Annotated in this window: 15 protein-coding genes; 5 read left to right on the top strand and 10 right to left on the bottom strand. The window is 31.0% G+C overall.

Going from position 1 to position 12,417, the window contains the following annotated elements:
* Positions 1-85: 85 nt before the first annotated feature.
* From ACQYZ7_RS11505 to ruvX, 5 genes are all read right to left on the bottom strand, one after another.
* A complete protein-coding gene (locus ACQYZ7_RS11505; protein WP_430729883.1) occupies positions 86-811 on the bottom strand; it encodes a (S)-benzoin forming benzil reductase in 726 nt (241 codons plus the stop codon).
* A 322-nt stretch (positions 812-1,133) separates the two neighbouring features.
* A complete protein-coding gene (mazG, locus tag ACQYZ7_RS11500; protein ID WP_430729882.1) occupies positions 1,134-1,913 on the bottom strand; it encodes a nucleoside triphosphate pyrophosphohydrolase in 780 nt (259 codons plus the stop codon).
* Between the two features lie 3 nt (positions 1,914-1,916).
* A complete protein-coding gene (locus ACQYZ7_RS11495; protein WP_430729881.1) occupies positions 1,917-2,339 on the bottom strand; it encodes a DUF5606 domain-containing protein in 423 nt (140 codons plus the stop codon).
* A gap of 28 nt (positions 2,340-2,367) precedes the next feature.
* Positions 2,368-2,952, bottom strand: a complete 585-nt coding sequence (gene def, locus ACQYZ7_RS11490) for a peptide deformylase (RefSeq protein WP_430729880.1) — start codon at positions 2,950-2,952, stop codon at positions 2,368-2,370.
* A 54-nt stretch (positions 2,953-3,006) separates the two neighbouring features.
* Complete coding sequence (ruvX, locus tag ACQYZ7_RS11485; protein ID WP_274639970.1) at positions 3,007-3,417, bottom strand: Holliday junction resolvase RuvX; 411 nt, start codon at positions 3,415-3,417, stop codon at positions 3,007-3,009.
* Between the two features lie 119 nt (positions 3,418-3,536).
* Here ruvX and ACQYZ7_RS11480 point away from each other — a divergent pair, with 119 nt between their 5' ends.
* From ACQYZ7_RS11480 to ACQYZ7_RS11470, 3 genes are read left to right on the top strand one after another with little or no spacing between them, the layout of a single operon-like run.
* On the top strand, positions 3,537-4,352 hold the full coding sequence (locus ACQYZ7_RS11480) for a 2,3,4,5-tetrahydropyridine-2,6-dicarboxylate N-succinyltransferase (RefSeq protein ID WP_430729879.1): 816 nt from the start codon (positions 3,537-3,539) through the stop codon (positions 4,350-4,352).
* 15 nt (positions 4,353-4,367) lie between these two features.
* On the top strand, positions 4,368-4,457 hold the full coding sequence (locus tag ACQYZ7_RS11475) for a Stealth CR1 domain-containing protein (protein WP_430729878.1): 90 nt from the start codon (positions 4,368-4,370) through the stop codon (positions 4,455-4,457).
* A gap of 9 nt (positions 4,458-4,466) precedes the next feature.
* A complete protein-coding gene (locus ACQYZ7_RS11470; RefSeq protein WP_430729877.1) occupies positions 4,467-5,480 on the top strand; it encodes a hypothetical protein in 1,014 nt (337 codons plus the stop codon).
* Positions 5,481-5,586: 106 nt separating this feature from the next.
* On the opposite strand, the gene pseI is transcribed toward ACQYZ7_RS11470, so the two are convergent.
* Genes pseI through pseB form a run of 5 tightly spaced genes read right to left on the bottom strand, consistent with a single transcriptional unit; the run spans position 5,587 to position 10,482 of the window.
* Positions 5,587-6,606 carry a pseudaminic acid synthase gene (gene pseI / locus ACQYZ7_RS11465; protein ID WP_430729876.1) on the bottom strand — a complete coding sequence of 340 codons (1,020 nt, stop codon included), beginning with the start codon at positions 6,604-6,606 and terminating at the stop codon, positions 5,587-5,589.
* Positions 6,603-7,622, bottom strand: coding sequence for a GNAT family N-acetyltransferase (locus ACQYZ7_RS11460; RefSeq protein ID WP_430729875.1), 1,020 nt, complete (start codon positions 7,620-7,622; stop codon positions 6,603-6,605). The genes pseI and ACQYZ7_RS11460 overlap by 4 nt, the downstream gene beginning before the upstream one ends.
* Positions 7,612-8,307, bottom strand: a complete 696-nt coding sequence (gene pseF, locus ACQYZ7_RS11455; RefSeq protein WP_430729874.1) for a pseudaminic acid cytidylyltransferase — start codon at positions 8,305-8,307, stop codon at positions 7,612-7,614. The genes ACQYZ7_RS11460 and pseF overlap by 11 nt, the downstream gene beginning before the upstream one ends.
* Positions 8,300-9,451 carry a UDP-4-amino-4,6-dideoxy-N-acetyl-beta-L-altrosamine transaminase gene (gene pseC / locus ACQYZ7_RS11450; protein ID WP_430729873.1) on the bottom strand — a complete coding sequence of 384 codons (1,152 nt, stop codon included), beginning with the start codon at positions 9,449-9,451 and terminating at the stop codon, positions 8,300-8,302. Before pseC ends, pseF begins: the two co-directional genes overlap by 8 nt.
* Positions 9,451-10,482 carry a UDP-N-acetylglucosamine 4,6-dehydratase (inverting) gene (gene pseB / locus ACQYZ7_RS11445; RefSeq protein ID WP_430729872.1) on the bottom strand — a complete coding sequence of 344 codons (1,032 nt, stop codon included), beginning with the start codon at positions 10,480-10,482 and terminating at the stop codon, positions 9,451-9,453. The genes pseC and pseB overlap by 1 nt, the downstream gene beginning before the upstream one ends.
* A 418-nt stretch (positions 10,483-10,900) precedes the next feature.
* Between pseB and ACQYZ7_RS11440 the strand changes: the two genes are divergently transcribed.
* A complete protein-coding gene (locus tag ACQYZ7_RS11440; RefSeq protein WP_430729871.1) occupies positions 10,901-11,857 on the top strand; it encodes a Stealth CR1 domain-containing protein in 957 nt (318 codons plus the stop codon).
* A 10-nt stretch (positions 11,858-11,867) separates the two neighbouring features.
* On the top strand, positions 11,868-12,413 hold the full coding sequence (locus ACQYZ7_RS11435; protein WP_430729870.1) for an L-threonylcarbamoyladenylate synthase: 546 nt from the start codon (positions 11,868-11,870) through the stop codon (positions 12,411-12,413).
* The last annotated feature ends 4 nt before the right edge of the window (positions 12,414-12,417 follow it).

Raw genomic sequence — 12,417 nt, 5'->3', positions numbered from 1 at the left:
TCGTTTGAGAATATGAATTCATTTTAATGATTTATATTCAATAACAGACAAGTTACTAGAAAGTAATTTATAATCAAATTATATTTTAAAAATTCCGAATATCCACAATATCCCCATTTTGTAGTTTGTTTTGGGTGTCTATGGTAAAAATGGTTTCTGCAACGTACTCAGGAGTGTACAACTGGTCGTTTTCTTTTAAATCGATAAAACGTTGTACGTTTTTAAAATCTTTTTCATTGGTACTTCTAATATCAGTTTGCATGTTGGTATCTACCACACCAGGGTAAATAGCATTGCATTTTACTCCATGTTCAAGCTCATTTTGTTCCGCAGCAATAGTTTTGGTCATCATATCAATCGCAGCTTTAGACGTACAGTAAATACTCCAACCTTCATACGGTTTTACGGCTGCTCCAGAAGAAATACTAATAATCTGTTTTTTACAGGTTAACGGTTGTGTGGCTTTGATAAACAAACTAGATAAAATCAGTGGAGTAGTGGTATTGAGTTGAATACTTTGTGCAATATCTTCCGAAGGAATATTTTCTAAGTTCGCTATGGTACCGAGTCTTCCCGCGTTATTGACCAAGGTAATCGATGAAACCTCCAATTTCTGAATTTCATCTAATAACATTTTAAACGTGTTGTGTGTGGCTTTGGTATCAGATAAATCCACAGAAAGCTGTACCACATTTTCTAAATCGACAATGCTTCTGGATAGTGAGTATACTCTGTAGTTTTCTTGTGCGTATTTTTCGGCTAATGCTTTACCGATTCCTTTACTTCCTCCGGTGATGATAATAATGTTCATAGAGTAAAAATAAGGAAATATAAGTAAACGTCATAGCGAGGAGTGATAACGACGTGGCTATCTTTTAGTAGAGAGTTAGTTACTCAAAGGGATGTTAGTGTTTTTAAATAGGAAGATTGCTTCGCTTTAGCCTGTCTTGAACGACAGTCGAAAGATTCGCAATGACGGTATAAAAGTTGTCCTTTCGAAGGAGGTACGACTGAGAAATCTCAAGGCTCAGCGTAGTTAAACCTTATAATAGAGTGTTTGTGTTTCTAAAGAGTATTTGGAACTTCCTTGGGAGAGATTCCTCTCTCTCGGTCGGAATGACGTATAAATTAGATTACTTAAAAAACTCTTTAGAATCCTCCCAATGCACATCCATTTCAGCGAGGGTCATGTCAGAAAGTTGCTTGCCTTCTTTTTTGGCAGCTTCTTCTAAATACTGAAAACGATTGATGAATTTTTTGTTGGTTTTTTCCAGTGCATTTTCAGGATTTACTCCAATAAAACGCGCGTAGTTAATCATGGAGAACAAAACGTCTCCAAACTCTTTTTCTATTTGCTCTTGATTGTTGTTTTTGATTTCATCGTTCAATTCAGAGAGCTCTTCTTGAACTTTTTCCCATACTTGATGCGGTTCTTCCCAATCAAAACCAACACCTGCAACCTTATCTTGAATACGATTGGCTTTTACCACTGCAGGTAAACTTTTAGGAACTCCTTCTAAAACCGATTTTTTACCTTCTTTTAGTTTGAGTTTTTCCCAGTTTTTCTTAACGTCTTCTTCATTTTCAACCACTACATCACCATAAATATGTGGATGGCGGTCAATAAGTTTATCTGAGATTGAATTGGCAACGTCTGCAATATCGAAAGCTTGTTTTTCGCTTCCTATTTTAGCATAAAAGACGATGTGCAAAAGCACATCGCCTAATTCTTTTTTTATTTCGTTTAAATCGTTGTCTAAAATCGCATCAGCAAGCTCGTACGTTTCTTCAATAGTTAAATGACGTAAGCTTTCTAAGGTTTGTTTTTTATCCCATGGGCACTTCTCACGAAGATCATCCATAATATCTAACAAACGATTAAAGGCGGCTAACTGTTGCTTACGAGTATTCACGATTTAAGCTTCTTCTGTAGTTGTTTCTTCAGTTTCAACTAACGTGCTAAAGTCAAAATCACCTTTCGCTAAGATGTTGTACCACTGAATTACTTTTTTAATGTTTGAAGCGTACACACGTTCTTCATCAAATCCAGGTAATACTTCGCTAAAATAAGTAGTTAATTTATTAGCGCTCTCTTTATGAGAAATAGCTTCTTTACCATCTTCTTTATCAGCAATATTTTTAAGTACTTGTGCTAAAGGCACTTCTTCTTCGTACGTGTAAATAGCGATATTTTCTAATAAGCTTACGTTATGAGTAGCAGTAATAGGAAAACGTTTACCGTCAACAATAGATTTTACGATAACTCCTGTTTTAGTTTGTGATAAGATTTCATACAAACCTGGCTTACCTGTTACAGCTATAATTTTGTTAAATTCCATGTCTTAATGTTTTTTTAGTGTATAACTATTATCTTTTAGCATTAGGAAAACGCATGCGATATCCAGCGTTTACTTTCCCTTTAGAAATATTGTCTAATTTCTTTTTAATTAATCTCTTTTTTAAAGAAGAAAGTTTATCGGTAAACAAAATTCCTTCAATATGGTCATATTCATGTTGAAAAACACGTGCAGGTAATCCGCTTAACGTTTCTGTGTGTTTTTCAAAATTTTCATCTTGGTATTCAATAGTAACTTTTTCTTGACGAAAAACATCTTCGTTAATGGTTGGAATACTTAAACATCCTTCGTTAAAAGCCCATTCGTCACCTTCTTCTTCAATAATTTTAGCATTGATAAATACGTGATTAAAGTTTTTGAAAACTTCTTTTTCTTCTTCACTTATATCGTCATCTTCTGCAAAAGGAGAAGCATCAATAACAAATAAACGGATGTCTTTTCCTATCTGAGGAGCTGCTAAACCAAGTCCGTTAGCATTGTACATAGTTTCTCTCATATCAGCAATTAATTTGTCTAACTGCGGATAATCTTTATCGATTTCTTTTCCTACTTTACGTAAAACGGGATCTCCGTATGCTACAATGGGTAAAATCATTTACTTTTTAATTTTAAGGAATGCAAAAATACAAAGAATGCTTTTGGTAGAAAATTATTTGTTGTATAAATACGACTGTAAGATGATTGTAGCACTTATTTCGTCTACTAAAGCTTTATTTTGACGTTGTTTTTTCTTCAAACCACTATCAATCATTGTTTGAAAAGCCATTTTAGAGGTAAAACGTTCATCTACACGTTTTATGGGGATAGAAGGAATAGCTTTTTCAAGCTTTTGAAGAAAAGGAGTTATGAGTACTTCACTTTCACTATCAGAATTATCCATCTGCTTTGGTTTTCCAACTAAAAAAAGTTCAACATTTTCTTTTTGAGTATACTCTTTTAAAAATGTGATAAGTTCAGAGGTATCAACAGTTGTTAATCCCGATGCAATAATTTGAAGTTCATCAGTTACAGCAATTCCAGTTCTTTTTTTTCCAAAATCTATGGCTAATATTCTGCCCATTAAAAAAGTTTTTTGCAAAGGTAGCTAAATTAAACAAGGAAGGAATATCTGTTTAAAAAATGTATCTTCGCGGTATATTTTTAAAGCAATTTTATTTTTGCTTAAAATTTAAAATCAAAATGACAGAATTACAATCAATTATAGAAAAAGCGTGGGATAACCGCGATTTACTTAAGGAAGAAACTACGATTAATGCTATTAGAAAAGTAGTAGATTTATTAGACGCTGGAGATTTACGTGTTGCTGAACCAACAGATAATGGATGGCAGGTAAATGAGTGGGTAAAGAAAGCAGTAGTGTTGTATTTTCCTATTCAAAAAATGGAAACCTTAGAAGCTGGTATTTTTGAATATCACGATAAAATTCCATTAAAGAGAGGATATGAAGCAAAAGGGATTCGTGTGGTACCAAATGCTGTAGCACGTCATGGAGCCTATATCTCGGCAGGAACTATTTTAATGCCTAGTTATGTAAACATCGGAGCTTATGTAGATGAAGGAACGATGGTAGATACTTGGGCAACTGTAGGTTCTTGTGCACAAATTGGTAAAAACGTACACTTATCTGGTGGAGTAGGAATTGGAGGGGTTTTAGAGCCTTTACAAGCAGCACCAGTTATTATTGAAGACGGAGCTTTTATTGGTTCTCGTTGTATTGTTGTTGAAGGAGTGAGAGTAGAGAAGGAAGCTGTTTTAGGAGCGAATGTAGTATTAACAATGAGCACTAAAATTATTGATGTAACAGGAGATGAACCTGTTGAAACAAAAGGGGTAGTTCCTGCTCGTTCGGTAGTAATTCCAGGAAGTTACACTAAGAAGTTTGCTGCTGGCGAATACCAAGTACCTTGTGCTTTAATTATTGGTAAACGTAAAGAAAGTACGAATAAGAAAACGTCGTTAAACGATGCTCTTAGAGAGTATGATGTAGCGGTTTAAGAAAAAGAGTATTTTATGCAAATAGATGCGGTAATAACTTGGGTTGATAGTTCAGATGAAGTTTTAAGAAATAAAATTAACCGACATTTAGAAAATGAAATCTAGTTCATAAAAATGAAATCTATTTTTTTTATTAGAACGTCGCTTGAAATGTTAGGAGCAATTGAGGCACGGAAACAATTTGGTATAGTCGATACTTTATTAATTATTAAGTCTGATAGAAGGCAAGATAGTACTATAAGTTTTTTAATCGAAAAATCGGGAGGTTGGAATAATATTATAAGAACTAAAAAAAAGACTTCTTACGGTGTTTCTTGGCTTAAGTTAGTAAAGAAACTAAAGAAAGAAAAGTATAAATATTTATTTACTCGTGCGTTTCCAATTGCCTCTTACTTTGTTAATAATTTAAATTATGAGAAATTATATATATTAGATGATGGAGCTGCAACTATTGCTATTGCAAAAGAATATAAAAATACAGGAGATTTAACTAAACGATTTTCATTATTTAAAGGAAAAAATAAAGTAGGGTTTAAATATGATTTAATTCAAAAAATTTATGCTTCAAATAAAATAAAAATTGACGAGAACGTAACTGACGTTAATTTCTTCACGTTTTATAATTTACCGAATTACGAAAATCATGAATATGTCCAGAATAATTTTACTTGGTTACATTCATTAAAAAAAGATTCTAAAAAGAAGGAAAATAATAAGGTTTATCTTATAGGAACAGCTGTTGTAAATAGTAAAATTTTACTTTTTGAAGATTATTTTACTACTTTAAAAAGAATTTCAGAGTTTTACAGAGATAAAGAAGTTGTATATATTCCTCATACAAGAGAAGCTAGTAAGGATTTAAAACTTTTTGAGAAAGAACTTAGTTTTAAAATTCGTAAAAATAAATTTAACATAGAGTTAGATTTCTTGTTGAATAATGAATATCCAACGCACATCATTGGTACTATTAGTACTGCTTTAATTACTTTGAAAGGTATATATAAAGAATCTGTAATAGATTTTTTTAATTTTGATGATACTAAAATTTTTAAAAATAAGAAGAAAGATGTAGTTGATGTTTATAAGTATCAAGAAAAATATATTAACTATATCAGGTTAGATTATTAGAAGTGATAATATATATTACGCAAAATTATTTTATCAATAAACATAAAACCATCTTTCATTACTTTTAAAATGAAAGATGGCTCAATAAAAACTTTAAGAGCTTAGTTTATTCAAAACAATTTTTACTTAAAGCTGTTCCCTTGTCAAAGTCATTATTAAATTTTTTACCTAAAATTTCATTGTAATATTTAGGATGCAGCCCAAAACCGGGTCTTACCGAGCGTATATTGTCTTTAGTAAGAATATCACCTTTTTTTACATTACTAGTAATGTATAATGAGCGAGAAAATTCTCTTCCACTTTTCATTTTGTCAGTTAACTCATAGCTGATATTCCCTATAGCTTTTTCAGCAGCTCTAACAGCATTTACCATTTGTGTGAATTCAGTTTCATCTAAAGAAAAAGAAGCATCAGGTCCGCCAATTTCTTTGTTTAAAATAAAATGTTTTTCAATAACTGAAGCACCTAAAGTAACTGCAACAACAGGGGCTACGGTTCCCATGGTATGGTCAGAGAGTCCTGAATTAACGTTATAACGTTCTTTTAAGTCGTTAATCATTACCAAATTAGCTTCTTCTATTGGGGCTGGGTAAGAAGAGGTGCATTTTAATAAAGTTATGTCGTTGTTTCCAACTTTTCTACAAGTATCAACAGCTAGTTGAATGTCTTCATCAGTGGCTATTCCTGTAGAAATTATAATTGGTTTCATTGTTTTAGCACAATATTCAATTAGTGGAATATCAGTAATTTCAAATGAAGCAATTTTATAGATTGGATTGTCTAAAGATTCTAATAAATCGACAGCAGTTTTATCAAAAGGAGAAGAAAATACTACTAAACCTTCTTTTCTAGCTACTTCGTATAAATCTTTAAACCACTCCCAGGGTGTATATGCTTGTTGATATAAGTCATATAAATACATACCGTCCCAAATAGTACCTTGGCTTAATTTAAAATCATCTTTTTTAGAATTAAGCGTTATCGTATCTGCCGTATAGGTTTGAAACTTTATAGCATCAGCACCAGCTCTTTTTGCTGCTTTAATGGTTTCAATAGCGACTTCTTTACTTCCATTGTGATTAGCTGACAATTCAGCTATTATAAAACATTTATCTGATGGTATCATAATGATTCTAGTTTATAAATATAACTATCTATATTGTTTGCTTTTTCTTCCAAATAAAAGGTGTAACCTGCTTTTTCGAAAGATTTTACTGAGGCAATATTTTCTTTTTTGATATATGCCAAAATAGGTTTTTTACTTTTTTTGAAATAACTTTTGCTAGATTCTTTAAGTAAAGAAGGAGCTAGTTTTTTTCCTCTGAAGTTTTTATCTATGCTAATGCTTACAATAGTATTTTCTTCACCAATTTCATAACGAACAAGTCCAATAGACTTGTTATTAATCATTCCGATAAAAAAAAGAGAATTACTGTTTTTAAATTTGGATGTAAACCATTGTTCATGTTCTTTGAAACTAATTTCATGTGAATTAAAAGAATTTTTACGGGTTAACTCGTCATTAGCCCAGTCAAATAATAGGTTAATATCGTTTAGATTGGCTTCTCTGACATTAATTAACTTATTTGTTTTTGAATGAATTACAACATCTTTAAATTCATTATTGTAGAAGCAATGTTCTTTTAGAACAGCTTCTTTGGTATAACCACTTTCTTCAAGAGCTACATATAAATGTGGCCTTAAATCAAAGGCATAGGTGAAAATTTTATGTAAACTTAGTTCTTCAAAAGCTATTTTTTCTATAAGTCCTAAATATGTTTTCCAATGAAAATTAAAAGATTTATATTCTAAAGAGGTATCCATAATAAAAGAGATTTCAGCATTCTTATCAATCCAATTAAGATGAACTAGACCTCCATAGCCGATACATTGATTTCCTTTTAAATAGGAAAATAAAATTTGAGAAGGTTGTTCTTGATTAAATAATTTGGAAACAACATTGTTAAAATATAATTCTTGATCTTTTTCTGTTAGTACTTTTGCTTGACGTAAATGATACATTTGTTCATTTCTCCATTGCATTATTTGTAACTTATCGTTGAAGCGAATAGGTACTATTGAATAGTCTCCTTTAGAAAAGGATTGTTTTTTTAATACTGTATATGTGTTTTTAATCTCCAAAAGCAAGTTTATATTTTAATTCTGCTAATTTCCAGTCTGTTTCATTATCTATATCTTGAGCTAAAAGTTCATCTATTTCAATAATCCCAGAGTTATCTGTCCATAGTTTTTTATTTTCTAAAATAACAGTAGGTTTAAAGAAATAGAATTGTCCAGCATCATGAAAAGCTGGCTCTAAATCTTGAGACCTAGAAGAAAGGTACTCAGGCTGAAATAAATTAAATTTTCCATTCCCGTCAACCATCTTTATAGCTCTTTGAATAGGAAAACTAAAACGGATTGCAGGGAAAACAGTATCAAACTGATTAGAGATTAGCTTTTCTTTAGCTTTGTGAAGTAATTCACTGTTAATAAATGGTGCAGTAGCATATAAACAACATGCTAATTCAATAGATATATTTTGTTCATGATACCAATTTAAAACCTCTTTAATAACATCAAAAGTGGTAGCAAAATCATCAGAGTTTTTTTTACTTCTAATAAATGGAACTGTAGCTCCATATTGTTGAGCTATTTCTGCAATTTCTATATTATCAGTAGAAACGATTACTTGATTAAATAAATCACTTTTTATTGCAGCTTCTATTGAATAGGCAATAATTGGTTTTCCTAAAAAAGTTTTTATATTTTTTTTAGGTATTCTTTTACTGCCCCCTCTTGCTGGTATAATAGCTATTCTAGTCATTAATAAATTCTAAAACTTTATCAATTACAAACTGTAATTCTTCTTTAGTTAAGCTAGGGAACATAGGTAAACTAATACATCTAGAATAATATTTTTCAGCATTAGTTAATTCAGCTTCAGAATACCCTATATTTTTATAGTATGGTAAGGTGTGTACGGGAATGTAGTGTATTTGCGCAAAAATATTGTGCGATTTTAAAAAGTCATATAATTCTTTTCTGTTATCAACTTCAATTACAAATAAATGATGAGCATTATAACTACCTTTAGGTAAACTTTGAAATTTAATTTTTCCCTGAAATGCGTTTTTATATGTTTGAGCAATTTCGTTTCGACGAATTACTCCATAATTGTTTTTTGTTAATTGTGTAATACCTAGCGCAGATTGAAAGTCTGTTAACCTGTAATTAAAGCCAAGTTCTTGCATTTCATAAAACCATCCACCATGATTCTCACTCATGTTTTCTTTTGTAATTCCATGAGTTCTTAATAGAGATAGTTTGTTATAAATTTCTTCAGAGTTCGTAGTTAACATTCCGCCTTCACCGCAAGCAATATGCTTAACTGGATGAAAAGAGAAAACACCTATATCAGCATAATTACCATTACCACAGTACTGTTTGCTGTTTTTTGAATCTGTAAAGTATCCACCTGGTGCATGACAAGCATCTTCTATAATCCATAAATCATGTTCGTCAGCTAACTTTCTAAACTCTTCTAAATTCACGGGTAGACCAGCAAAATCAACAGGAATAATACCTTTAAAAAAACCTTTAGGTTTACTTTCTATAAGTTTACGAGTACTTTCGATTGATAATAGGTAAGTATCTGAATCAATATCGGCAAACCAAACTTCACCTTGAGCATAACGTACACAGTTAGCAGAAGCGGCAAAAGTAATAGGAGTTGTAATAACTCTTTCTCCTTTTTTAAGGTTCATTGCTAAGACTGATAAATGTAAACCAGAAGTAGCATTATTAACAGCTAAAGCATATTTAGCTCCTACATACTTAGCAAACTTATCCTCAAACTCTTTAACTTTTGGTCCTTGAGTTAAGAAGTCAGCCTGTAAAGTTTTTACGACAGCATCTATATCATCTTGTTGAATATTTTGTCTTCCGTACGGAATTTTAAAATCCTTCATTACACTTCAAAGTTAGGGTCTACATGTTTTTTTACTAATTCTCTCAAGCTATCTATAGTTTCCCAATTTTCATTATTACTAGAATCATACGAAAACCCTTTGGGCACATCAATTGCATTAAATGCTTTTTTATACTCTTCTTTGGTGTAAGTAGAATAGGGAGATTGTTGTGGTAAAATAGCATAATATTTACCTAAATCTACAGTATTATAAGAATCTGAAGATGTAATCATTTCTTCATGTACTTTTTCCCCAGGTCTAATTCCAACTATTTTTTGTTCTAATCCAGGAGCAATAGCTGTTGCTACATCAGTAATCTTATATGAAGATATTTTAGGAACGAACACTTCTCCTCCCCAAGCTTTTTCTATTGCATAAAAAACCATTTCACAGCCATCTTCTAAAGAAATATTGAAACGAGTCATATTTGCATCAGTTATAGGTAAAAATGCTTCACCATTTTTTTTCTTATTTAAGAAGAAAGGCATAACAGAACCATTTGACCCCATAACGTTTCCGTATCTTACAACAGAGAATTTAATATTTCTCTTTCCTTTTATATTATTTGCGGCTATAAACAATTTATCTGAAGCTAATTTTGTAGCTCCATACAAGTTAATAGGGGCAGCAGCTTTATCAGTAGACAAAGCAACTACATTTTTAACGCCAGATATTAAAGCAGCATCAATAACATTTTCGGCTCCATTAATATTAGTTTTAACACACTCCATCGGGTTGTACTCTGCTAAATGGACATGTTTCATAGCGGCTGCATGAATTACTACATCAATACCTTCAAAGGCGCTTTCAAGTCGTTTTACATCTCTTACATCACCTATAAAGTAACGAATTTGAGGATATTTCGACTCAGGGAATTCTTGAGCCATTTGAAAGTGTTTTTGTTCGTCTCTAGATAAAATAACAAGACGTTTTACATTTGGAAACCTGCTTAAAATAAGTTTAGTAAACATTTTACCAAAAGATCCTGTTCCTCCAGTAATTAAAACAGATTGATTATTTAAGTTTAACATAAATTTTTCGATTCTTTAATCAAATAAAATAGACCGTAAAAGTACATATTTTATAGCTTTTCCGAGAGAGGATTTTAAGAAATACTTAAATCCATTTTTAGGTAGTGTTATATTATGGTAAATTTGCAAGCAAAGAAAATGACATAAAACTCTTTAGTTATGTTTGAATAGAAGAGTTAGAAGTCGTAATGATTTGAGACCAAATTGTATACAAGAACAATGTTTAAGAGAGTAATTTTCGTAGGAATATTTCAATATATATCTAAAGCATCTAAAGAGTAACAACAAGAAAGTTATGTAATTGGTGTTTTTATTTTAAAACGAGGGGTAGATAAAGAGATTGACGTTGTAACTGTTGGTAATGGAATTGAATTAGCTGAAAAAAGTAGCTTAATTATAACTGAAAGATAAAAGTAACATGAGTTTTGCTGTAGATGCTGTTATTACCTGGGTTGATGGAAAAGATGAACAACATCAACAAAAAATGCTTCCTTATCTAAAAAATAAGGGAGTAACTGCTAATAAAGAGTTTAGAACTCGTTTAGATCAAGTTGAAGAAATAAAATATTCGGTAAATTCAATACTAAAATATGCTAAATTTGTACGAAACATTTATATTGTAACAGATAACCAAATCCCCAATTTTATAAAAAACAAAAAGGAAGGAGCTTATGAAAATGTGTTTATAGTTGATCATAAAGACATCTTCAAAGTAGATAGTCTGTATCTACCTGTTTTTTCTAATCGACCTATAGAAACTAAATTGTATAATATACCAGGTTTAGCAGAACATTTTCTCTACTTTAACGATGATATGTTCTTGCTAAAAGAAACAAAGATTACGGATTTTTTTATTGACGAAAAACCTCTAATAAGAGGTAAATGGTTAAAGTTTGAAGAAGAAAAACTTCATAAAAAGGTATTTCATTATTCTGAAGAGAGTAAAACAAAACCTAAACATAAAAGGGCACAACAAAAAGCTGCAGAAGTAGTGGGGTTTGAAAAGCGTTTTTTTAGATTTCAACATATACCAGCACCGCTTAGAAAATCAACATTTCAATCCTTTTTTGAAAAAAATAGAGAAGCGGAGATTAACAATGTGAAGTATAAGTTTAGAAACGTAGCTCAGTTTACTCCACAAGGATTGGCAAACCATATTGAAATTAAAAATAAAACCTGTGTTTTAAAGAAAGATTATCAGTTGATTTACATACATAAAGACAAGTCTTTTTTGTGGTCTAAGTTTAAGCTAAAAGTAACAGCAAATAATCCAAATAAGTTATTTTTAAACTTGCAAAGTTTAGATCAGTGTCCAACGGATAAACGAAATTTCTTTTTAAATTGGTTAGAAGACAAGTATAGACTAGGTGAATAGTTATAAAATTATGGATGAAGTTATACATAACCTAAAATCTGGGAAAACTATTCTATATCCAACCGATACTGTTTGGGGACTAGGATGTGACGCTACAAATGAAGAAGCGGTAAAAAAAATCTATGAATTAAAGAATAGAGAAGAGTCTAAAAGCTTAATCATTTTAGTAGCCTCTATTGAAATGCTACAAGAGTATGTTGAATATATACCCGAAAAAGCAATTCAAATTTTAAATAAAGCAGAAAAACCAACTACTATTATTTATAATAATCCTAAAGGGTTAGCATTAAATACTATTGCTTTAGATAATACAATTGCGATACGAATACCACAAGATGAGTTTTGTATTCAGTTGATTAACGAATTAGGGAAACCTATTGTTTCAACATCAGCAAACGTTAGTGAAGAGCCCACACCAAAATCATTTTCAGAAATAAGCCAAGCAATTTTAAAGAATGTAGATTATGTGGTAAATTTGCATCAAGATAAAGTAACAGAAAAGTCTTCAACCATATTAAAAATTGAAGGAAACAATGTTATTGTGATTAGAGAATAATTGT

The sequence above is a fragment of the Tenacibaculum sp. SDUM215027 genome (assembly GCF_050566205.1).
Classification (GTDB): Bacteria; Bacteroidota; Bacteroidia; order Flavobacteriales; family Flavobacteriaceae; genus Polaribacter.
Note: the sequence above shows the minus strand (reverse complement) of the source record. Positions and strands in the feature narration are given on the sequence as shown.